Below are 22689 nucleotides of genomic sequence, written 5' to 3' on the forward strand. Positions count from 1 at the left end.
ATGGCTGGCAAAATGATGAACAACCGCTACATGCAGCTCTCGTGGGCCATGATGAAGACGGGCATTATCGGCTATGGCGGCGGTCCATCCGTTATTCCGCTCATTCGGTACGAGGCCGTTACCCATTATAAGTGGATGGAAGACGAGGAATTCGGCGAGATTCTTGCGCTGGCTAACGCGCTCCCGGGACCGATCGCAACCAAAATCGCCGCTTATCTCGGTTATCGCGAGAAGGGCACCTTTGGCGCTATCGTATCTGTACTCGCTCATATCATCCCTTCCGGCATCGCAATGATCCTGCTGCTGACGACCGTTCAATTTCTGAGCAGCGCGGCATTTATTCAAGGCATGATCGGAGCCGTGACACCCGTTATAGCGGTTATGCTCGGGATGATGGCCTATGAATTCGGCGAGCGAGCTGTCAAAGGGCTAGGCAAATATGTGGGCTTCGGTTTTTTTGCAATCGCGTTCGCGCTTCTTCAAGGCGTTCACATCCATCCCGCTATCGTTATTCTATTATTCCTATGCTACGGTGCATTCCATTTGCGTACGGTGGCGGCTCTGCAGCGCAGAAAACAGCAGAAGCAGCAGCGCAGCGTACAGAAGAAGGAGGGCGTAACCCGTGGAATGGATTAATTTAATTATTGGTTTCTTTATTGCCAACGTTCTTGGCTACGGCGGGGGACCTGCGTCCATTCCGCTTATGTATCGAGAGATTGTGACCAACCATGCATGGACAACGCCTATGGAGTTTTCTAACATCCTCGCGTTAGGCAACGCGCTGCCTGGACCGATCGCGACCAAAATAGCCGCTTTCATCGGCTATGATGTCGGCGGCTGGCTAGGGCTTATTGTTGCGTTGGCGGCAACCATTGTTCCGTCGGCTGTGGCGCTGATTGTGCTGCTTAAAGTACTCCAGAAGCACCGCCAATCGCCTATTGTCAAAGGAATGACGCTGCTCGTGCAGCCCGTAATCGCAATCATGATGCTGCTGCTTACTTGGCAAATGGCGCAAAGCTCCGTTGAATCGATCGGCATCATTCAATCGCTCATTATAGCGGCCGTCGCCTTCTGGGCGATGCAGTTCCGTAAAATCCACCCTGCTATCGTCATCGTTATTGCATTTGCATATGGCGGCCTCGTTATTCCTCATTTGCATGTGCTGTAATTGCGGTTATTGAAAAAAGAACGGGTACCCCTGGCATGCCTGCCTTGGGTATCCGTTCTTTTTGTGGTTTTCGCTTCTTATAAACGAATCGGGGTGGAGATAAAAAAAACAGCAGCCCAAGGAGAATAAACTTGGACTGCCGGATCAATTGCCATTGCTTAGTTATACCCGGCCGCGAATCTCATCTATAAACGCCTTCGATTGCGCCATCTGATGCTCCTTCGCTTCCTCCATAATAATATGGACATGCGGCTTATAGTGATTCAGAAGCTTCATATAAAGCTCATAGTTCATCCCGCCGAGCCCCGCTGTTGCTGTGCCAAGCTCTCCGTTCTCCAGCATGATACGATCCTTCGCGTGAGCTGCGATAATGCGGCTGCCCAGCAGCTTGAATGCTTCCTCTATAACCTGATTCTGATTGTGGAAATTGGCTGCTGTCAACAGATTGCCCGGATCGATCACGACGCCGATATTGGAGGAAGGCACTTCCTCCAGCATGCGCGCCAGCTCGGGAGCCGTTCCGACCAGATGGTCATTTGCAGCCTCAAGGCCCACAAATACGCCCCATTTCTCCGCTTCCTCAGCCAGCTCCTCAAGCGTTTCTTTCATAACGGACCAATCGCGGTCGGTGTAATCCCCGCCTTCATTCCGTCCCGTCTCCGCAGCGACCATCGGCGCTCCAAAAAAACGAGCGTAGCGCAGCAGCTCCTTGAAACGATTCACGTTCGCGCGGCGCAGCTCCACATCGCGTTCGAATAAATGAACGTAACAGCCCAGCACCGAAATCGAAACGCCGTTCTTATCGAACTGCTCGCCGATCGCATTCGCAAGGCCCGGACTTATATTGCCGGGCTTGCTGAAATCGACATCGCTAATGGCTTTCCAAAGCGCGAGCTGTACATGGGTAAAGCCGCTCGCTGCTACCTTAGGAGCTAACTCCTTGTAAGGCAGGCTTCCGAATAAATGGGCAAGAACACCGACTGACATTTGATCGTCTCCTTTATATTTAGACGCTGCCTTTAAGGGCAACCTCCAGCTCTGCCTTAGGCGCGTACACTTTTTTGGCCAAATACGACTGCGCAATCATAAAGATACCGCCCGTTACCCAATACAGCGAAATCGCTGCAGGAGCCGACAGGGCGAACACGCCCATTAAGATCGGAGACAAGTAGCCCATAAATGCCAGCTGCTTCTGCTGAGCGGCATTCGCGTTCTGCTGCGTCGTTTGCGACACCTTGAACTGAACGAAATAAACGAGTGCCGCGATAATCGGCAATACGATATCCGGCGATCCAAGCTTAAACCATAAGAAGGAGTGGTCCGCCAGTTCAGGCGTTAGCTTGATCGCTGAGTAAAGCCCCATCAAAATAGGCATCTGAATCAACATAGGCAGACAACCGATCGCAAGCGGGTTAACCTGATGCTTCTGGTACAGCTGCATCGTTTCCTGCTGCAGCTTTTGCTTGGATTCCGAATCCGATTTGTTTTTGTACTTATCCTGCAGCTGCTTAAGCTCCGGCTGGAGCACCGCCATCTTTGTTTTCATTTGATTCTGAGCGCGATATTGGCGCATCATAAGCGGCAGCAGCACCAAGCGGATAATAAGCGTGATACCGATAATCGCAAAGCCGTAGTTGCCGTGGAACATGTCAGCCAGGTATTGCAGCACCGCCGAAAGCGGATAGATGACATAGTGGTTAAACAAGCCTGGCGTATCGCCGTCGATCGTGCCGCTAGCCGTGCTGCAGCCGCTTACCAAAAGCAAGCCTGCCAGCATCATGCCAATTATAAAGAGTCGTCCATATTTTAATGAAGGGAATACATTGTTCGTTTGCATAAAAATCCTCCTCGTTTGTTTGAAAGTACTGGAACAAACGAGGACATGCAATCTGCTATATCGTCATCAGGCGACTCCTTCCGCTTCACCTTTCTGGCTAGCCAATGGTGCAGCGGAACGGTGCGAATCAGCACCTGCGGCATGGAAAGATACATGACGCTTACAACTTCGTCCCGCTCCCAATGCTCATGGGCATCGGTTTGCAAATGCGATGCGTAAGCGAAAGCCAAGGAGCATAATAGGCTGAGTGAAATGAGATAGGGCATTATGTCATGCAATTCAAACTCGAACAATGTATTCACCTCCTTTCATCATCGTTTCAAAAATAGAATGGCTGCTGTCTGGTTATTATAACAGTAATTCTCATCCGATTACGACTATCCCAAGCACAATTATGTTACAAAGCGGTGCTTCTTGGTTATTTACAAATGAATAGCATGCACCATATAATTTCTAAGTTGCCAATGTCCGCACCACGGTGCTTCATATCACCATAGATTCCCAATCAACTTAGAAGAAAGAGGACAACATGAATCGAAAAAGACTTAGAATCATTTATTTATCGCTCATTGCTTTCACGGTTCTGCTGGTCGCGCTCGGTCCGTTTTTCCCAACCGGAAAAACCGGCTCTTATTCCGTAAGCGCAGAAAGTGCCGCAGCACCTGCCTCCGGTCAGAAGAAAAAGCTTATTATGGGCACATCAGCCGACTATCCGCCTTACGAAAGCGTAGATGCCAAGGGCAGCGGCGAAATCGTCGGTATGGATATCGATGTAGCCAAGTATATCACCAGCCAGCTCGGATATGAACTGGAAATCGCCAACATTGATTTCAATGGGTTAATCGCTGCGCTGCAAACCGGACGCGTCGACTTCGTCATGTCCGCCATGTCCGCTACGGACGAACGGAGACAAAGCGTTGATTTCTCTGAGATGTACTACGCTGCGCGCAATACAATTGTTTCCAAAAAATCAGCGCCGCTTGCAACCGAAGCCTCGCTCGCAGGCAAGCAAGTCGGCACGCAGCTCGGCTCCACGCAGGATCTCTATGCGGCAACGATCGAGGGCGCTGTATTGAAGAAGCTCAATAAAATTCCTGATCTTATTCAGGAATTGAATTCCGGCCGGATCGATGCCGCAATCGTTGAGGATGCCGTCGCCGTAGAGATGACCAATTCCAATCCCGAGCTCGCCATGAATTTCCTGCCTGCCGAGTCTGCCGACAACGGGTATGCGATTGCTTTCCCGAAACAATCGCCAATTGTCGCTGAGTTTAATGGCGTACTCTCTGAGATGAAGGAGAACGGCAAGCTTGATGACATTACAAAAAAATGGTTTGCCGAGGAAGAAACAAGCTCAGGCGCATTGCTTGGCCTGAACATTGATTTCAGCATTCTCAAGGACTACATTCCTTATATTCTAAAAGGGGTTTACGTCACCCTGCTCTTCACGCTTGTGTCCGCCTTGTTCGGACTTGTATGGGGAACGATTCTATCGCTCTTCAAAATTTCCGGCATCAAGCCGCTCGAGTGGTTCGCAACCGCCTATACATCCGTATTCCGCGGCACGCCGCTGCTTGTCCAGCTTACGATTATTTATTATGCCACTCCGCAGCTGTTCAACTACGACATTCCTGCATTGATGGCAGCCGGACTTGCTTTCGGACTTAACTCTGCTGCTTATTTGTCAGAAACCATCAGGGGCGGCATTATGGCTGTCGACAAGGGCCAGCGGGAAGCCGCCATTGCGCTCGGCATTCCTTATCGGAAAATGATGATCCGCATTATTTTCCCGCAGGCGCTTCGCACGATTCTTCCTGCTCTCGTGAACGAATGCGTAGCGCTGCTGAAAGAATCGTCACTCGTCTCGGTCATCGGAGTATCCGATCTAATGCGCCGTGCAGACGTGGTTCGCTCTGACACCTTCCGCTCCATTGAAGTGCTGCTGTTTGTCGCTGCCATCTATTACGTCCTTGTCCTTATCCTAACCTCGTTTGCCCGTAAGCTTGAAAGGAGGCTGCGCCGCAGTGATTAACATAACCGATTTAACGAAAGCCTTCGGCAAGAACCAAGTACTGAAAGGCATTACAACAACGGTAGATAAAGGGGAGGTCGTGGCGCTGATCGGTCCGTCCGGATCAGGCAAATCCACGTTTCTGCGCTGTATCAACATGCTGGAAACACCAACCTCCGGCCAAATAGATATTGAGGGTACGGCGATTACCGATCCCAAAACCGACATCGCTCGCGTTCGCCAGCGCATCGGCATGGTCTTTCAGCACTTTCATCTGTTCCCACATATGACTGTCATCGATAATATTACGTTCGCTCCTATGGAAGTGAAAGGACTGACAGCCCAAGAAGCGCGCAGCAAAGCGAAGGAGCTGCTTGCCCGCGTCGGTCTCTCGGACAAAGCAGACAGCTATCCTTCCCGCTTATCCGGCGGGCAGAAGCAGCGCGTCGCTATCGCAAGGAGCCTCGCGATGGAGCCTGACATTATGCTTTTTGATGAGCCAACCTCCGCACTTGATCCCGAGATGGTGAAGGAAGTACTCACGGTAATTCGCAGCCTTGCCGACAGCGGCATGACGATGCTGATTGTCACGCATGAGATGAAATTCGCACGGGAAGCCGCGGATACGATCTATTTCCTAGACGACGGCAAGCTTGTTGAGCGCACCAAACCTGAGCAGTTTTTCACGAAGCCGCAAAGCGAGCGAGCTGCGAGGTTTCTGGAGCAGGTGCTTTAATCTAAGACGCTCCTTCGGCTTGGGCAGGATGTCTGTCGCTATCACTAAGCATTCCATTCATCCACGTCAGCCTAGCATGACGTGAATGAACAAAGGCGCTGCTGCAAAGCTGCGTATCGTAAAGAGCTCTGCGGATATTCATGCCGCAGAGCTCTCTTTATTGGCCTCTTACTCCGGCAACTCAACCAGCGTCTCCATCTCAACGCAAGCCATAACGAACGCACCTACGCCATGCAAATCATTCTCGCAGGTTGGCCGCGTCACGTAACTCTCGTAATCTCCTGCCGAGGTGCCGATGCAAATATCCGGCAGGACAAACCCTTCCTGATTATCGCTCTGTACGACGCGCACGAGTCCTTCATATCCCCGCCTAGCCGCAGCAAGGACAGTATCATCCGCTAAGCCGAGCTTATATGCTTTGGCTAGCGTATAGACAAACAAGCACGTACAGGAGGTTTCCAGCCAATTATCCGGCATATGCCCCTTGTCCACGATCTGATGCCACAAGCCGCTCTCCGTATCTTGATACCGCACGAGCGCGGCTGCAAATTTGGACAGCTCGGTTTCGAGCTCGGCACGGCCCGCTTCCCCTTCTTGCAGCTCATCCAGAAATTGAGCAAGCGCCAGTCCGTACCAGCCAAGCGACCTTCCCCAAAACTCCGGCGAGCAGCCCGTCTCTGGATCGGCCCAAGGCATCTGCCTGCTTTCATCCCAAGCATGATACAGCAATCCCGTTTTCTCATCGCGCATATGAAGCCGCATCAACCGCTCCTGCTGCAGCGCCAATGCACGCAGCGATTCATCACCGTAAGCATTCGCATATTTCAGCGCGAATACGCCTCCCATGTATAAGCCATCCAGCCACATGTTATAAGCGTACTTATCCTTATGCCAGAAGCCTCCCTCTGAGGTTCGGTGCAGCGTACCGAACAAACTGCGGAGCTTATCTGCCGCTATTCGGTATTTGCGCACCTCCGAGCGCTCATCTAAACGGAACAGCAATAATCCCGCTTGGATTGCATCCAGCTCATCCCGCGCGAATTCGAAATTGCCGCAGTCGTCTACCAGCTGATCCACATACCTTTTGATATACGCATCATACCGATCATCCCGCTCCTCCTGCCACAGCAGCTCCATCCCGCATAGGAATACGCCTTGATGATAGTGCCAGCGTCCCGCTGGCGGTAGCTCCTCCGGCGAATAGCTGCTCATTAATTGATCGCAGGCTGCCCTTGCCCATAAGATCGGCGTCCGTGCCTCATGATTCGGCATGTCCAAAACTCCCCTCAGCTGTTTCTATGCTATATCCTTAATCGTTCTCTCTATCAGACTAGCCTTTGATCGATCCCAGCATCGCGCCTTTGGCGAAATGCTTCTGCAAGAATGGATATACCAGCAGAATCGGCAGCGTTGCTACAACGATGACGGCCATTTTCACTGTCTGGTCAGGCGGCGGCACGGCCGCATCCAGATCAGAGCTGTAATCGAGACCGCTTGCAAGCACGACGATTTGACGCAGCAGCACTTGAATCGGCCATTTGGCGCTGTCGTCCAAATAGAGAATTGCGCTCAAATAGGTGTTCCAGTACGTCACCGCATAGAATAAGGATATGGTCGCAATCGCCGGCATCGACAATGGCAGAACGATTCGGAATAGAATGCCGAAGTCATTGCAGCCGTCTATTTTGGCCGATTCCTCAAGCCCCTCCGGAATATTCTGAAAAAAGTTCTTTAGAATAATTAAATTGAACGCGCTGATAGCGGAAGGAATAATAAGTGCGGCATACGTATCAATTAGCCCCATCTCCCGCACAACAAGAAACGTTGGTATCAGTCCGCCGCTGAAGAGCATCGTAAACACGACCAGAAACATGATCGCCTTGCGCCCGTCAAGATCCCTTCGCGATAATCCGTAAGCCATCAGTGCGGTTGTAAACATGCTGAACAAGGTACCGAACAACGTAATGCCCGTAGATACCGCCATCGCTCTGAAGATCGTATCGGTCGAGAAAATAAATGTATAAGCATCAAAGCTCCATATGGTCGGAACGAGAATGAATTTCTTCATCGCCATTTCGGCGCTCGTTGTGAATGATCCTGCTACAACATGCAGGAACGGCAGCACGGTAACGAGCGCGATTACAGCGAGCAGCGTGAAATTCACGATCGAAAATAACCGCCCGCCAAACGTCTTATCCTCTACCATGCGAAAATCCCCTTCCTCGATCACCATAACGGGTAAGCTGAGTTATTCTCACTTAATAAACGCCCTCCTCGCCCATCTTCTTCGCCAGCCTGTTCGCTGCCATGACTAATACGAGTCCGATAAAGGATTTAAAGAAGCCAATTGCGGTACTGTAGCTGAACTGCCCCTGCCTTAAACCGGCCGTATACACGTAGGTATCAATAATTTCGGCTACGTCGCGATTCATAGAGTTCAGCAGCAAGTATACATGCTCGAATCCAAGCTCCAGCACATCTCCGATTTTTAATATGAGCAAAATAATAATAACGCTTCTGATCGCAGGCAGCGTAATATGCCATACCTGTCGTACCCGACCGGCGCCATCCATTCTCGCGGCTTCATATAATCCGGGATCGACAGAGGCAATAGCCGCCAAATATATGATCGTTCCCCAACCCGCTTCCCGCCAGATCACCTGGATGATATAGGTCGGCCTGAACCACTCGGGGCTGAGCAGGAAATTGATTTTTTCGAATCCAAAATACGCAAGCAGCTCATTGACGATGCCGCCGTCCGATGTCAGCATGACGAAGCTGATCGACACAATGATGACCCAAGACATAAAGTGAGGCAAATAGACGAGCGTCTGGAACGTTCTTTTGAAAAAAGAGGATCGAACCTCGTTCAGCATAAGCGCAAGCAGAATCGGCACAGGGAAATAGAACAGCAGGTTCATGCCGAACAGCAGCAGCGTATTGGTCAGAATATTAAGGAAATCCGGCTCCGTAAAGAGCCTTTCAAAGTGCTTGAAGCCCACCCAGTCACTTCCGCCGATGCCCTTGAACGGCTTATAGTCCTGAAAAGCGATCGAAAGACCGGCCATTGGGATATACTTGAATACGATAAAAAAGAATATGCCCGGCAGAAGCATGACATAGAGCCATTTGTTTTTCCAAAGCCGCTTTTTGAGCTCGCTCGTTCTAGGCTGCGGTACTCTTGCCTGCCGAATAACCGATTCTTGCATATGGCTTCTTCCTTTCTGCGGGAGGTTTGGAGGCTGCTAATGATGCACGCAGCCTCCAAGTCATCACGATTGCACGATTTGCACGTTTTGCACGAATTACACGAATTGCACGAATTGTTCGATTCATACGATTTTCACGGTTTTGTACGATGGGTTCAATTTTCTCGATCGGCGCTTCTAATTCTTGTAAGCTGCGTTGTATTCTTCGATAATTTGGGCACCGCCGCGCTTCTTCCAGTCTTCTACCGCCTTATCGAAGCCTGCTTTATCAATGGTGCCATACATATATTTGTATGTGGCGTCCTTAATGATTTCTTGCAGCTCCGTGCCTTTCTCCGTATATGCAGCCGAATCAAGCGGCGCCGTTGGATCGGCGATGGCGATCTTCTCGTTCTCCACAATCAGCTGCTCGGCATGGATCCGTGCTTCCAGCTCATGCAAGCCCTCGTACATGCCGTTTGTTTCCGGCTCGCCGATAACGCTGTCCTTGAAGCCTTTCACTTCCCGCTCGGTCAGCTCCTTGTCCGCGGATGCTTTTGCTTTGCCGTCCACGACCGTGTAATGCGTGCCTTCAATGCCCCAATACATCATATTCGCCACTTCCGGCGTCATCAGCTTGTCGAAGAAGGCCAATATTTGCTTGAGCTCCGCTTCGTCTTTGATCGCTGATTTAGGGAACAATGCGACGTTATTGTAGCCAGGGATCGACCATGAAGCCATTTTCCCATCAGGGCCCGCTACCATGCTGTGCGTATCAACAACGGCTGTTGGCACGTTTTTGACCAAATCCTTCACAAGCGAATCCACGTCCTGCATCGAGCCGATGTAGACGCCCGCTTTGCCGCTTGTAAACATATTCACTTGATCGGTTTTGCTTGTGGCTGCAAAATCCACGTTCATCGCTTTGGCATCACGGATCTTTTTGATAAAATCCATCGTTGCCGCATATTCCGGCGTCGTAAAGTCAGGCACAAGCTGGCCGTCCCGCTCACCCCAGTTATTCGGAGCCCCAAACCAAGCGGCAACCGTTTTGAATGCGCCATAAATCAGATCATTGCGATCAGCTAAGCCGATCGTATCCGGCTTGCCGTTTCCGTCCGGGTCGCCGTTCGTGAATTTGTCCATCATCGCATACAGCTCATCTACATTTGTGGGAGCAGACAGGCCAAGCTTATCCGCCCAATCCTTGCGGTAAATCATGCCTTGGCGTGCAAGCGGCCTTCCGATATAAACCGAATACAGCTTCCCGTCTACCTTCGTATTATTTAAAATTTCTTCCTTCAGCTTGCTTAGGTTCGGGAACTCGGCAAGGTAGGGACCAATCTCCCAGAACTGCCCTTCGCGGATCGCTTCCTTCATCTGCACGAAGGTCGCTTGGTTTTTCAAATACGTAACCTGCGGCAGCGAGCCCGTAGCAAAGGAAGCATTCAGCTTCTCCTCGTACGTATCTGCCGGGAAAAATTGATAGGTCAGCTTGGTGTTCGTCAGCTTCTCAAGCTCGTTCTTGATCGTATCCGGCGGCGTCTCTGCTGTGTTAAGCGGAAGCATGATCGTAATTTCGGTTGGCTTAGCCGGTTCCTCCGGTTTGGCTGTTTCTTCTGTCTTAGCTTCGGTGTCATTGCTCGGTGAAGGCGATGTATTATTGTTGCCTCCGTTGCTGCCGCCCGAGCATGCTGCAAGCAGCAGGCTGAACGTCAAAACCATGCCCATCAGAATCGAATACGATTTTTTCTTCATACCGCGTTGACCTCCATATATCGTTTTGATTGCTTCCCATTCAAGCTACCATGTCTATTCAGAGTGCCGAAATAATCATTTGAACCGATGCACGCCCTCAAAGGCCCCAACTGAGCTAATGATTATCCCCCTCTTAAATGACACCTCCTAAGCCCAAGCCCGAAACCGCGCCAATATGACTATCTCAAAATCATTGCTAGAAGCTTCAGCTCCCGTATGCCTTCATATAGCCAAAAAAAAGGAACCTTCATCCCCGCTTTATAGTGGGGTTGAAGATTCCTCTCGGACTTTTATATGGTTTATCGACGCTTGATTACCCGCTAAGCCAATCCCTTCTACTTATTGAAATAAGCTGCCGTATACTCACTCATAATTTGGCTTCCGCCGCTGCGCTTCCAACGCTCAACCTCCTGATAGAAGCCCTCTGCGCTGATTTGTCCAAGCATATACTTATACGTCGCGTCGGAGATGATCTTATATAGCTCCATGCTTTTTTCGTCATTGGTTTTGGATTCCAGACCGATGGTCGGGTCCTTGACGATAAACTTGTCATTGTCTGCGCTAAGCCGCTCCGCAAGCTCCCACATCGACTCCTTCTCCGCCACCTTCAGCAGATTCGGGTTGCTTAGATCCGCAATCATCAGCGAATAGAGCGCATTCACCTCGCTAACGCGCAGCTGAGAGGTTGCTTCCGGCAGCGCCACCTGCCCGCCCTCCATTTGATAATGTTTGCCCTCAATGCCGTAACGCATCAGGTTCGCAGCATCCTTTTCCATCGTACGATCGAAGAAGCCAAGCATGGCTAGCAGCTCCTTCTCCTCACGAATGGCTTTTTTGGAGAATAAGTAAAGGCCGTTATAGTTCGGTATCGACCATATCCGGTACCCCTCTGGCCCAAGTATCCGGTTTACGAGCGTGAATCGTGCTTCAGGATTAATCTGCATCGCCTCGTCGGATAGTCGCTGAACATCCGTCATGCTGCCAATATACACGCCTGCGCTGCCGCGAATGATTTGATCGCGCTGCATATCCTTGCTTGTCACCGCAAAGTCGGCATTCAGCAGCTTTTCATCATAAAGCCGTTTCATGAAATCCATCGTATCCATATAAGCAGCCGTCTCGAATTCCGGTATGATCCCCTTCTCCGTCACTCCCCAGTTATTCGGCGTTCCGAAATAAGAGCTCAGCGTCTTGAACGCCCCGAATATCAAATCATTGCGATCAGCCAAACCAACCGTATCCGGTCTGCCATTGCCGTCTGGATCATTTTTCGTAAATTGCTTCATGACCTCATAGAGCTCATCAATCGTTCCCGGCTCGCTAAGCTTCAGGCGGTCCAGCCAATCCTGCCTAATAATGATCCCCTGCCTGGAAGAGGGCCGCTCCGTATACAGGCCATAGACTTTGCCATCGATCGCAGCTTGGTTCAGAATATCGGCATCCAAATGCATGAGGTTCGGGAACCGCTCCAAGTACGGTCCAATCTCCCAGAATGAACCGGAGCGAATCGCGTTTTTCACAAAAATATAATCCGTATGCTTCACGAAGGTCGCCTTCTTGAGCGAATTGGTGGAGAGCGCCGTGTTCATTTTATCGGTATAAATGCCATCCGGTACCCAGTTGATATCGAGCTTCACATGGGTAAGGCCTTCGACTCTCTCCAACATTTCCTCGCTCGGCGGATGGGGGAAATGCAGCGGCGCCATAATGGAAATGGTCGGTATCGAAGGGTCATTGTCCGGGTCATTCAAGGCGTTTGACGACGTGCATGCTGCACATAAAAGAAGAAGGAGCAGCACTGCGGCAGATCGCAGGCTAGCAGACAGCTTTGTTCTTCGTATACGAATGCTCATGGCGGCCCCCTTGTGTAATCGCCTTTATATCCCCATAATCTAAGGAAATGATTATCGGCGAGGCAGATGATTATTGCTCAAAATGTATGCGTTTACTAAAATAAAACTAATGCTCTTCCAATCTTAGACAAGGTGTTGGTGGCTGTGCGATCCTTAACCTTCTTAAGCAAGATGACGATCTTCGGTTTCCTGCTCAGCACGCTTCCCGTTATATTCATTGGCGCCTTCTCTTATATGACTTCATCGAATGAAATACAGAAAAATGTAAATGCAGGAAAAATGCAGCTTATTATGCAAATTAAATCAAATGTAGAGCAGAAATTGATGACTGTCAACCATACGCTCAATCAAGTCATCAACTCCACGGTACTCAAAAAAGCGATGAATCAGCCGCTGACCGCGAACGATTTTGTCATGTACGACGATTTGCGGAGCGAAATTCGGCATATGCAATCCTTCGATACGAAGCTCGAGGACGTGCTGCTCATCAACGATCGCCATGACTGGATGATTAAAAACTCAGGGTTGTACGCCTTCGGGCAATACGCTTATTATGAGCAGCTATCCGGCTTGCTGCAAGTGCCTGAGGGTACCTCATGGATGCTCAATCCTTCCAGCTGGTTCTATAGCGAGGAATCAGCTGAAAGCGCTGCCTGCGGCTACAGCATCAGCCTCGTGAAGAAGCTGCCGACGAATGGACTCGAGAAATATGGACTGGCGCTCGCCAATATTCCCGCATGCAGTCTGCAAGAGCTGCTGGAGAGCGACGACGAGCAATTATCGTCCATTATGATTTTGGATGAGCAATATCGTATTCTATTCCATCATGAACAGTCGTTGATCGGCAAGCCCGTTGCCGAAAGCGGATTGCAAACCGGCCTGCTTGACGACGAACCTAGCGGCCAATTCAAGGAAACCATCGCTCATAAGGATTATTCCGTTGCCTACTACCGCTCCGAGCTTAACGGCTGGATTTATTTGTCTACTGCATCCATTGCCAGCATGACGAAGGAATCTACGAAAATCGGCACCTATACGCTGTATGTATGCTTGTTTATGCTTACTTTGTCCATGCTGCTCGCTTGGCTTGGATCAAAGCGCATGTACTCGCCGATCCAGCTTCTGCTTAACCAAATTGGTGCGCGCCTGACCGATATTCAACAGCGCAAAACCAATGAGTTTCAGGTTATTGGGGAGCGCGTGGCGCATCTGTTTGAATCCAAGACCGAGCTGGAGAAGGAAGTACGGCAGCATATGCACCAAGTGCGCACTTTTTTCTTCATGAAGGCCTTTCAAGGTCAAATCAAGCCTGGCGAAATTAGCGGCAAGCTTGAGCAATTCGGCTATGGCAAGCAGTTAGCCGAATGGAAAACCATGGCCGCCGTTACACTGCAAATCGACTTCCTTGAAAATAGCCGTTATGCCAAAACCGACTTGGAGCTGCTCCTTTTTGCCGTTCACAATATGATTGAGGAGCTTGTTCCTTACGAGCAGCGCCTTGCGCCGGTCATCATGGATCAAACCATTGTCATGATTATCGGAAGTACGGAGCATGACATCAAAGCTTTCCACACGAGCAATTATGCGCTAACCGAGCATTTGCAGCAAGAAATCGCCAGCTGTCTAAACATACAGGTCAGCATAGGCATCAGCCTGCCGCTCAGCAATTTCTCCGCATTGGCAACTGCATACCGCGAGGGGCTGGAAGCGCTGAAGCATCGCATAAAGCTGGGCGAAGGCATCATCATCCCGTACGAGAACGTGAACGCAGGCAAGCATTATTTGAACCTCAACTATCCCGTACACATAGAAAACGAGCTATTGGATGCAATTAAGCTCGCCGATAAGGAACGGTCAAAGGAGCTGCTGCGTTCTTTCTTCCAAGCCGTATTTGCCGTGGAGATGTCCCCTCATGAATATCAGATTCCGCTTGCAAGGCTGCTCAACCAGCTATTGATTGTGATGCAGGAGTCGGGCGTGAATTTGAACCAGCTCCATCCTATGAAGAGCTCTCTGCTTGAGGAGCTTCTAAAACTGCATACGGCAGCGGAAATAGATGATTGGTTCTGGACGATGGTCGCCTACCCTATGGTCAGAATCTTTAAGGATCGACAGGAAGCGCAGTATCAAAATATTTCCGAAAAAATCATCGACCTTGTCCAGCATCAATATGATACGGACCTTACGCTGGAGGCGTGCGCCTCGCGCCTGCATTACAACGCCAATTATTTAAGCAGCGTATTCCGCAAGGAAACCGGATATTCGTTCAGCGAGTATTTGTCGATGTATCGGTTCAAAATGGCAAAGAAATGGCTGGCGGACAGCGAGACGCCCATCAAAGATATTGCAGCCAAGCTGCGCTACAACAACTCACAGAACTTTATTCGGTCTTTCCGCAAGCTCGAGGGAATGACCCCTGGGCAATACCGGGATAAGCACCGAGAGGCGGAGCGATAAACCTGCTAGATTCATTTGGAAGATACTATGTTATACTCTTGAAAATGAGAAGGAGGCTTGCATGATGTCATCACGACCGTCAACCGAAGAATATATCCCCTATTATGAGCAATATATCGGACTTGTAGGCGAAGGCTCCGTTACCGAATTGCTCGCAAGCCAGCTAGCAAGCACGACTGAGCTTCTGTCTGATATTCCCGAAGCCCAGGCCGATTGCCGTTATGCGGAAGGCAAATGGACGCTGAAGGAAGTGATCGGCCATATTTCGGATACGGAGCGCGTCATGTCCTATCGGCTGCTGCGTGCTGCACGCGGCGATAAAACCCCTCTAGCAGGCTTCGATCAGGATGAGTTCATGACTGCCGCCTCATTCCAGAATTGGAGCTTATCCCAAATTATCGAAGACTACATAGCCGTTCGCAAGTCTACCCTTTCCTTACTGAGAGGCTTGTCGGAGGAAGCATGGCTCCGCCTAGGTATAGCGAACGGCGGCGATGTATCCGCAAGGGCACTCGCTTATATCATTGCCGGACACGAGCTGCATCACCTGAGAATCGTGCACGAGAAATACCTTGCAAGATAAGGATTAACCCTAACAAACTCCTATATGTAAACCTTTTATTATGATAAAATGGTTAACATATAGGAGTTTTTGTTGTAAGGAGCGATAAAGGAATGACGATTCGATTGCGCGGACATCATCTGCTGTGCCTGCTTGGATATCGCGGCATGGGCTATTCCGATGATTTCTGCACCAACATGACCGCTATTTATGAAAGGCTGCGCACGCAGCCTCATACCCTAGTTGAATTAATAACGGGACCGGACGACGTCTGCCAAGCTTACCCGCCTGACAAAGCCAATCATTGCGAGGGAACGGTATACGGCCTTGACGAAGCCGTGCTAGCGAAGCTCGGACTTACGGCAGGATTGAAGGAAAGCTGGGAATCTTTGTGCAGCCGCGTGGCGGCTTCGATGGTGCCTGAGGATATTAGCCGCCTATGCACCTCCTGCCCTTGGGAAAAGTATGGCGTATGCGCCGAAGGTGTAGGCCTGCTGGCGAGCGGACAGCCATTGCCCAAGGTAGGGACATGACGTTTGAGCAGATTTGAGACGGTTATCCATGCAGCTTTTCCTCTAACCACTGCCATTTGGGGCAGGGAAAAGTCCATTCATGTCGAATGATATCGTATGCGAATAATGAAAACCACACTAGCTTTCAAACGTATCTCCGTCATGTTGTTGTTTCTAGGCATTCTGCTTGGCTTGCGATGGGCTTGGGCAACTGTTTTCCCCACGGCCGATGCTCCAAGTCCGGTCAATGGCGTGCTTGATTTACGCGGATGGGATTTGCAGCATTCACCGCCCATGCGATTGGACGGAGAGTGGGAGTTTTTCCCTGGCCAGCTGCTAAATCATCGTGATCTACCTTCAATAAACGATCGTTCGTCTACATATGTCCAGGTCCCAGGAGACTGGAAAAACTCTTTTCCCGCATCTCATGAAAATTCTTTCGGATACGGCACCTACCGACTGCGCATGTACATTGATCCGCTGAAGGAACCCGCCACGCTCTGGTTCAAAAAGATTCAATCATCGGCCCAGGTCCAAATCAACGATCTCCGTGATCCTGATATTGGAAAGCCCGCTGCGAATCCTGATGATTATATTCCGGAAAAGGTCTCCTTTACGAGCACTTACACGAAGCTGGGGGTACAGGAGCTTGACGTGTACATTCAAGTAGCCAACTACGAGGACCCCTATAATGGAGGAATATTGCACGCTATCCGTTTTGGCTCCCAGGCGGCCATTGATTACGAACGATGGTATTCAATCGGCTTTCAGCTCGTTTCTTTTATCATTTTGCTGCTGCACGGCTTATATGCCTTTATATTGTTTTTTCTGAACCGCAGCGAGCGAGCGCCGCTCCTCTTCGGCATGATGTCGTTAGCAGCGTCCCTTGCCATTGTCTCCGACAATGATAACCTGCTCATGTTGTGGCTGCCTATCAATTACGCGTGGTCCTTCAAAATCAGGCTGCTTTCCTACTTGTGGCTTGCCTATTTGATTATCTTCTTTTTCAGAAGGTTTACTTCGATGCTGCAAGGCCGCAAAGGTTTTTCCGTGTATTCGGCCTTGCTGATCATGTATTCTTTGTTTTTGTGTGTGGCGCCGACAGCTCTCGTCCACGCTACCTATCATTTTAGAGTTTTTAGCGCCCTGTACTTTTTTCCTTTCGCATGGCTCATTTATTTGATAACCAAACTCTTTTTCATAAAAGCAACCGATGAGGATGCCGTATTTCTGCAGTTCTCTGGCGCAGCCGTGCTGTCGAGCGCGATATGGGCAGCCATAAACGTGGGCATTACCAAAACGGATCTTTATTACCCGGTTGACATTATTGCTGCGATAATCGGCTTTTCTACGTATTCGCTTAAAAAGTATTTTCGCAAAACGCAAGAAATTATGCAGTTAAACCGTCAACTGCGTGAAGCGGATTTGCTGAAAGACCAATTTCTGACCCATACGTCGCATGAGCTTCGAACGCCTCTGCATGGCATTATGAATATTGCGGAAACGGTACTTCTGCATGAAAAGGACAGACTCCATTGGAAGAGCAGGAGGGATATGGATCTGCTCGTAAAAATAAGCAGGCGCATGTCTCATCTGCTCTCCGACCTTCTCGATATTACACGGCTTCGGGAACATAGAATCGTCCTGCAAAAGGAGCCTTTGCACGTGCAGGCGCTGCTTCCTGGCGTAGCAAGCATGCTTCGTTTCATGTACGAAAACAAGCCTATTATTTTGAAGCAGAATGTAGATCGGGCTTTTCCTGCCGTTTGGGCCGACGAGAAAAGATTAGTTCAGGTGCTCTACAACTTAATGCACAACGCAATCAAGTTTACAGAAAGAGGGTCCATCTCCATTTCAGCGGAGGTAATTGGCGGGAATGCGGTTATCCGGTTCTCCGATACCGGCGTCGGTATGGACGAAGAGACGGCAGCCCGTGCTTTTCAGCCGTACGAGCAAGGAGCTCACGGGATAAACGAAGGAAGCGGAATCGGAATCGGATTGAGCATCTGCAAGCAATTGATAGAGCTTCATAACGGTTCGATCACGGTTCAATCGGAGCTAGGCAAAGGAACGGTGTTTAGCTTTAGCCTGCCCTTGGCCGAGCCCTCCTTCTCTTCTTCCTTGCAGCAGCAGCTTACTGAGCGTGAAGCAGCAGTGGAGCTTGCGGCGGCCTCGCAGGTAAGTCACGAAGGTCCGAACGTAGAGACAGAGATTTTCGCGGCATCTGCCTCGCCATTATCAAATGACGATCGAATTCATATTCTTGCCGTTGATGATGATGCCGTTAACTTGAAGGTGCTTGTATCCATTCTCTCGACTGAATCCTATGCGATAACGACGGTGAGCTCTGGCGAAGAAGCGCTAAGGGTGCTAGATATCCAGCAATGGGATGTACTCGTTATTGACGTCATGATGCCGCATATGTCTGGCTATGAGCTGACGAGGAAAATTAGGGAGCGCTATTCCTTGTCGGATCTCCCCATTCTATTATTGACTGCCCGAACCATGCCCGAGGATATCTATACCGGGCTGTTAGCCGGTGCTAATGACTACGTAACGAAACCCGTCGATGCGTTGGAATTGAAATACCGCATGAGGACGCTGACGAATCTCAAACAATCGATACATGAGAGCATGCGCATGGAAGCAGCCTATTTACAGGCGCAGATTCAGCCTCATTTTTTGTTTAATACTTTAAATTCCATAATGGCCTTAAGCGCGATCGACACCGATAAAATGCAAGAGCTTGTCGAGGCCTTTGCGGACTATCTCCGCATCAGCTTTAATTTTTTGAATACGCAGCCTGTTGTCGATATTTCTCACGAAATAGATTTGGCTAAAGCCTACCTCTTTATTGAAAAATCGCGTTTCGAACATCGCTTAACCGTGGACTGGGAGATAGATGCCGATTGCCAGCTTAGCCTTCCTCCGCTTACGATCCAGCCGATTGTAGAAAACGCGGTCAAGCATGGCCTTACCCGCATGCAGGGCGTTAAGGTTTCCATACGCGTCACTTGCCAAGGCGATTACGCGCACATTGAGGTGAAGGACAACGGAATCGGAATGGACAAAGAAATGGTCGCTAAGCTGCTTAGCGAGCCAAGCGCAGCCAAGAGCGGTATCGGCCTTTACAATACGAACCGGAGATTGATGAAGAGATACGGCCGAGGCTTGATCATCCATAGCAAGCCCGACGAGGGTACTAGCGTCTCCTTTCGCATTCCCGTACATTCCGGCGATTCTTCGAGAATATGAATTTCTTAACTACTGGTAACGCCCTTCGGCCCGAATACGGCATCCCTACGCCAGTTCATACATGAGCTGGAACGCAATCATGATATATCCCTATTAGCAAAAAGCGGCAAGGCGCGGCACAATGCCAGCCTTGCCGCTTTCCGCTTTCGTATAAGCACCTAATTCGCTTCTAGCCGCTCCATCCCGTTCAAATACGGCCGGAGAGCCTCAGGTATCCGAATTGCTCCATCCTCGCACTGATGATTCTCAAGCAGCGGAATTAAAATACGCGGGCTTGCCACTGCCGTATTATTTAACGTATGGCAGAATTTCAGCGTTCCCTCCTTAGTCCGGTAACGGATATTCGAGCGGCGCGCCTGGAAGTCATGAAGGTTAGACGACGAATGCGTCTCCCCATAGCTCTCCCGGCTAGGCATCCAGGTCTCGATATCGTATTGCTTATACGTTTTTTGCGACATATCTCCCGTACAGACTGCCATTACCCGGTAAGGCAACTCAAGGAGTTGCAGCAGTTCCTCGGCATTCGCCGTTATTTCCTGAAGGATCGCCTCTGATAGCGTCGGATCCGCCTGGCAGAGGACAACCTGCTCTACTTTGGCGAATTGGTGTACACGGTATAAACCATGCACGTCCCTGCCCGCCGAGCCAACCTCGCTGCGGAAGCACGTCGACGCCGCAGCCAATTTAATGGGAGCCTCGGCATCTACGATCTCATTCGCGTAATACATAACCATCGGCACCTCCGAGGTGCCTACCAGCCATTTGTCATCATTCGATATCCGATAGGTCTGGTCTTCCCCAAGCGGGAAAAAGCCGGTGCTGTTCATTGCCTCTGTGCGAACCATCAAAGGTACGTCCAGCGGCGTAAACCCTTTCCCCACCAGCATATCCAGCGCGAGCTGCTGGACCGCCCGATGCAGCATAACCCCTGCTCCCTTGAGGTAATAATTGCGGCTGCCCGCCGCTTTGACTCCTCGTTTGATGTCAATGAGATCATGCAGCTCACCGAGCGCCATATGATCCTTTGCCTCAAATCCAAAGCTTCGGGGCGCGCCAATCTTCCTTACCTCTACATTGTCCTCATCCGACCTGCCAACCGGCGTATCCGGCGATACGATGTTAGGAACGAGCAAGAGCAGCTCTGCCAATTGATGGTCAACGATCGCAAGCTCTGCTTCCGCCGCTTCCAGCTTCTTATTCGTCTCCGTTACTTGCAGCTTCGCCTGCGCCGCTGCTCCGTCAGCCCCCTGCTTGATCAGACGGCCAATCTGAAGCGAGAGCTTATTCCGTGCTTCCCGAAGCGCCTCTGTCTCGTGAAGCAGCGTGCGCTTCTTCTCATCCCTCAGCAGCAGCTCTTCAAGCGACAGCCTAATTCCCTTTTGATCTGCCGCCGTCTGCACTTGCTCCGCATTTTGCCTGATCCATTTCAAATCCAACATGCTACCGCGCTCCTTTTGAGTAGAAATACAAAAAACGCCCTCATCCCTATGGGACGAGGAGCGCTTTGTACTCGCGGTGCCACCCAAATTGACCAAACAGTCGAGCTGTTCAATCCTCTTTGATCCGCTGTAACGGGCGGTCCCGGTAAACTTAGGGGGAGGCTTCTGCCTCTCCTTGACGAGAACGCCTCCGAGTTGGAATCTCTTCACTGGCGTGATCCGATTATTAATTTATAGTACTATAGCATAAAACTTCTAATAATAACAAGTTCATTCCTATATTCGTTTCACGTCCGCATGCTACGCGGTCTCTTGCCCATCCCGATATTCCGAAGGCGTTTGGCCGGTAATTTTCTTGAACACCTGCGTGAAATAGCGCGGGTCGTGGTAGCCGACAAGCGGCGCGACTTGGTACACCTTCACATCCGTATGCCTCAGAATATATTTGGCTTTCTCCATGCGCTGCTGCGTTAAATACTCGAGGAAGGTATAGCCCGAAACCTGCTTGAACAACGTACAGAAGTGGCTGGTGCTAAGGTCGACATATTCGGACACCTCATCCATACCGAGGTCATTATGGTAGTGGTTTTCAATGTATTTTTTGGCCTTCTCAATCAATGTCATCCCGTCTTCACGGGCTTGGCTGGCCTGATTTTGTTTGATCCAGTGCAGAACCGCCGCTTTCGAGGAACTCATCAGCTCCTCCAGCGTAGCCGCTTCCTGCAGATTTTGCAGCAGATCCTCAATCGAGCCTGTCCGCGTTAGGTTCAGATGCTCAAACTGCCGGTGCAGCGCAACCGTCATTGCCGCCAAGATGCGTTCTGTTATCTCTTTCGAGAAAGCGCCCTTAACGAACGTCACTTTCAACTCATCGAACAGCTCAGCCATTCGCGGTAAATTGAGCGTTCGAACGCATGCCAGCATTTGCTGCTCCAGACGCTTCGGGTACTCAAAGGCTCCAGGCGCCGGCTTGCTCTCTTCTTCATCCATAAATATGCCCTCAGCCCCGGCGTAGAACCTTCCGAACAACGCCTGGTTTGCGCTTTGGTAAGCAGCGCTCAGCTGGTCCACGCCTTGTGCCTGCTTACTAATTCCAACCGAACAAGTAAGCTTGGAGTACCGCTTGATATGATAAATAATATCTTCGCCAAGCAGCTTCTTCTGCTGTACCGTCGTATCAGAGAACAATAGAATCCATTCGCCACTATGAAAAGGAAACACGGCCAAGCCGTCGTTTTTCTTTGACCATTCCTCGAGAATATTACGGATCGCAAAAAACCACAGCCGCTTCTCCTCTGCCGTCCAGTGTTTATCCATCGCCGAATAATGGTCAAGCTGCACGACCACCATTATATAAGGCTGCTCCAGCTCGCTTTGCTCCAGCCATTGCAAATGCTGCAGCGGCCTTTGGTTTCCCTCGATCAGCTCGGCAAACATACGCTCGCGCGCAAGCAGGGACAACGCCTGCACCGAGTGCAGCAGCTTGTCGGTTTCCAGCTTTCGCATTTTATCAATGTCCAGCTTGGCAACGGCTTTCTCGATCATTTGCGTCAGCTCGTCATGGTCGATGGGCTTAAGCAAATAATCAAAAGCGCCAAGGCGCAAGCCCTCGCGCGCATATTGAAACTCGCCATAGCCGCTTATTACGATGAAGATTAGATTCGGGTTATAGGCCATCGCTTCCTTCATGAGCGAAATCCCGTCCAATGCAGGCATGCGGATGTCGCTGATTACTAGATGTGGATCATGCTGCAGCACAAGACGCAGTGCTTCCTCACCGTTTCTCGCCTCGCCCGCAATATCCAGCCGGAGTTCCTTCCATGGAATGGCCGCCTTGAGGCTTCTCAGAATAAGAGGCTCATCGTCTGCTAGAATCACCTTATATATCGTTTCGGAAACGTCCATCTTCTATA

The 22689-nt window shown here is 50.3% G+C and carries 18 protein-coding genes; 8 read left to right on the plus strand and 10 right to left on the minus strand.

Features of this window, described 5'->3' with window-relative positions; genetic code table 11:
- Window positions 1–636 carry a chromate efflux transporter ChrB gene (chrB, locus tag FHS16_RS13495; protein ID WP_281379097.1) on the plus strand — a complete coding sequence of 212 codons (636 nt, stop codon included), beginning with the start codon at window positions 1–3 and terminating at the stop codon, window positions 634–636.
- Entirely contained in the window at window positions 623–1168 is a 546-nt protein-coding gene (gene chrA, locus FHS16_RS13500) for a chromate efflux transporter ChrA (protein ID WP_183562876.1), read from the plus strand. The genes chrB and chrA overlap by 14 nt, the downstream gene beginning before the upstream one ends.
- A 162-nt stretch (window positions 1169–1330) precedes the next feature.
- Here chrA and FHS16_RS13505 read toward each other — a convergent pair whose 3' ends face one another.
- The 3 genes from FHS16_RS13505 to FHS16_RS13515 are packed head-to-tail and all read right to left on the minus strand — an operon-like array spanning window position 1331 to window position 3298.
- A complete protein-coding gene (locus FHS16_RS13505; protein ID WP_183562878.1) occupies window positions 1331–2155 on the minus strand; it encodes a sugar phosphate isomerase/epimerase family protein in 825 nt (274 codons plus the stop codon).
- A 19-nt stretch (window positions 2156–2174) separates the two neighbouring features.
- A complete protein-coding gene (gene yidC / locus FHS16_RS13510) occupies window positions 2175–3005 on the minus strand; it encodes a membrane protein insertase YidC (RefSeq protein ID WP_183562880.1) in 831 nt (276 codons plus the stop codon).
- Window positions 2975–3298: a hypothetical protein gene (locus FHS16_RS13515; RefSeq protein WP_183562882.1), complete on the minus strand. Its 324-nt coding sequence runs from the start codon at window positions 3296–3298 to the stop codon at window positions 2975–2977. Before FHS16_RS13515 ends, yidC begins: the two co-directional genes overlap by 31 nt.
- A 236-nt stretch (window positions 3299–3534) precedes the next feature.
- On the opposite strand from FHS16_RS13515, the gene FHS16_RS13520 reads away from it, so the two are divergent.
- Window positions 3535–5037: an ABC transporter substrate-binding protein/permease gene (locus tag FHS16_RS13520; RefSeq protein ID WP_183562884.1), complete on the plus strand. Its 1503-nt coding sequence runs from the start codon at window positions 3535–3537 to the stop codon at window positions 5035–5037.
- Complete coding sequence (locus tag FHS16_RS13525; protein WP_183562886.1) at window positions 5030–5752, plus strand: amino acid ABC transporter ATP-binding protein; 723 nt, start codon at window positions 5030–5032, stop codon at window positions 5750–5752. Before FHS16_RS13520 ends, FHS16_RS13525 begins: the two co-directional genes overlap by 8 nt.
- Window positions 5753–5920: 168 nt before the next feature.
- Here the strand turns inward: FHS16_RS13525 and FHS16_RS13530 are convergent, their stop codons facing one another.
- From FHS16_RS13530 to FHS16_RS13550, 5 genes are all read right to left on the minus strand, one after another.
- Complete coding sequence (locus FHS16_RS13530) at window positions 5921–7024, minus strand: glycoside hydrolase family 88/105 protein (protein WP_183562888.1); 1104 nt, start codon at window positions 7022–7024, stop codon at window positions 5921–5923.
- Window positions 7025–7082: 58 nt separating this feature from the next.
- Window positions 7083–7958: a carbohydrate ABC transporter permease gene (locus FHS16_RS13535; RefSeq protein ID WP_183562890.1), complete on the minus strand. Its 876-nt coding sequence runs from the start codon at window positions 7956–7958 to the stop codon at window positions 7083–7085.
- Window positions 7959–8010: 52 nt separating this feature from the next.
- Window positions 8011–8961 (minus strand): ABC transporter permease, encoded by a 951-nt coding sequence (locus FHS16_RS13540; RefSeq protein ID WP_183562892.1) that lies wholly within the window; start codon window positions 8959–8961, stop codon window positions 8011–8013.
- A 177-nt stretch (window positions 8962–9138) separates the two neighbouring features.
- The gene (locus FHS16_RS13545) at window positions 9139–10698 is read right to left on the minus strand and encodes an extracellular solute-binding protein (RefSeq protein WP_183562894.1); all 1560 of its coding nucleotides are present in this window, start codon (window positions 10696–10698) and stop codon (window positions 9139–9141) included.
- A gap of 335 nt (window positions 10699–11033) precedes the next feature.
- A complete protein-coding gene (locus FHS16_RS13550) occupies window positions 11034–12551 on the minus strand; it encodes an extracellular solute-binding protein (protein ID WP_183562896.1) in 1518 nt (505 codons plus the stop codon).
- A 144-nt stretch (window positions 12552–12695) separates the two neighbouring features.
- On the opposite strand from FHS16_RS13550, the gene FHS16_RS13555 reads away from it, so the two are divergent.
- The 4 genes from FHS16_RS13555 (at window position 12696) to FHS16_RS13570 (ending at window position 19337) form a co-directional block, all read left to right on the plus strand.
- The gene (locus tag FHS16_RS13555; RefSeq protein WP_183562898.1) at window positions 12696–15008 is read left to right on the plus strand and encodes an AraC family transcriptional regulator; all 2313 of its coding nucleotides are present in this window, start codon (window positions 12696–12698) and stop codon (window positions 15006–15008) included.
- A 64-nt stretch (window positions 15009–15072) separates the two neighbouring features.
- Window positions 15073–15591, plus strand: a complete 519-nt coding sequence (locus FHS16_RS13560; RefSeq protein ID WP_183563510.1) for a DinB family protein — start codon at window positions 15073–15075, stop codon at window positions 15589–15591.
- 92 nt (window positions 15592–15683) lie between these two features.
- On the plus strand, window positions 15684–16103 hold the full coding sequence (locus tag FHS16_RS13565) for a DUF1284 domain-containing protein (protein ID WP_183562900.1): 420 nt from the start codon (window positions 15684–15686) through the stop codon (window positions 16101–16103).
- A gap of 105 nt (window positions 16104–16208) precedes the next feature.
- Window positions 16209–19337, plus strand: coding sequence for an ATP-binding protein (locus FHS16_RS13570; protein WP_246431749.1), 3129 nt, complete (start codon window positions 16209–16211; stop codon window positions 19335–19337).
- Window positions 19338–19495: 158 nt separating this feature from the next.
- Here FHS16_RS13570 and serS read toward each other — a convergent pair whose 3' ends face one another.
- Window positions 19496–20776 carry a serine--tRNA ligase gene (gene serS / locus FHS16_RS13575; protein ID WP_183562905.1) on the minus strand — a complete coding sequence of 427 codons (1281 nt, stop codon included), beginning with the start codon at window positions 20774–20776 and terminating at the stop codon, window positions 19496–19498.
- A gap of 300 nt (window positions 20777–21076) precedes the next feature.
- On the minus strand, window positions 21077–22681 hold the full coding sequence (locus FHS16_RS13580; RefSeq protein WP_183562908.1) for a response regulator: 1605 nt from the start codon (window positions 22679–22681) through the stop codon (window positions 21077–21079).
- Window positions 22682–22689: the final 8 nt, after the last annotated feature.

It is taken from the genome of Paenibacillus endophyticus (assembly GCF_014192395.1).
GTDB classification, from domain to species: Bacteria; Bacillota; Bacilli; order Paenibacillales; family Paenibacillaceae; genus Pristimantibacillus; species Pristimantibacillus endophyticus.

Coding starts and splice junctions, on each gene's coding strand:
- chrB (WP_281379097.1), top strand. CDS start 1: ATGGCTGGCAAAATGATGAACAACCGCTACATGCAGCTCTCGTGGGCC.
- FHS16_RS13505 (WP_183562878.1), bottom strand. CDS start 2,155: ATGTCAGTCGGTGTTCTTGCCCATTTATTCGGAAGCCTGCCTTACAAG.
- yidC (WP_183562880.1), bottom strand. CDS start 3,005: ATGCAAACGAACAATGTATTCCCTTCATTAAAATATGGACGACTCTTT.
- FHS16_RS13520 (WP_183562884.1), top strand. CDS start 3,535: ATGAATCGAAAAAGACTTAGAATCATTTATTTATCGCTCATTGCTTTC.
- FHS16_RS13530 (WP_183562888.1), bottom strand. CDS start 7,024: ATGCCGAATCATGAGGCACGGACGCCGATCTTATGGGCAAGGGCAGCC.
- FHS16_RS13535 (WP_183562890.1), bottom strand. CDS start 7,958: ATGGTAGAGGATAAGACGTTTGGCGGGCGGTTATTTTCGATCGTGAAT.
- FHS16_RS13540 (WP_183562892.1), bottom strand. CDS start 8,961: ATGCAAGAATCGGTTATTCGGCAGGCAAGAGTACCGCAGCCTAGAACG.
- FHS16_RS13545 (WP_183562894.1), bottom strand. CDS start 10,698: ATGAAGAAAAAATCGTATTCGATTCTGATGGGCATGGTTTTGACGTTC.
- FHS16_RS13550 (WP_183562896.1), bottom strand. CDS start 12,551: ATGAGCATTCGTATACGAAGAACAAAGCTGTCTGCTAGCCTGCGATCT.
- FHS16_RS13560 (WP_183563510.1), top strand. CDS start 15,073: ATGTCATCACGACCGTCAACCGAAGAATATATCCCCTATTATGAGCAA.
- FHS16_RS13565 (WP_183562900.1), top strand. CDS start 15,684: ATGACGATTCGATTGCGCGGACATCATCTGCTGTGCCTGCTTGGATAT.
- FHS16_RS13570 (WP_246431749.1), top strand. CDS start 16,209: ATGAAAACCACACTAGCTTTCAAACGTATCTCCGTCATGTTGTTGTTT.
- serS (WP_183562905.1), bottom strand. CDS start 20,776: ATGTTGGATTTGAAATGGATCAGGCAAAATGCGGAGCAAGTGCAGACG.
- FHS16_RS13580 (WP_183562908.1), bottom strand. CDS start 22,681: ATGGACGTTTCCGAAACGATATATAAGGTGATTCTAGCAGACGATGAG.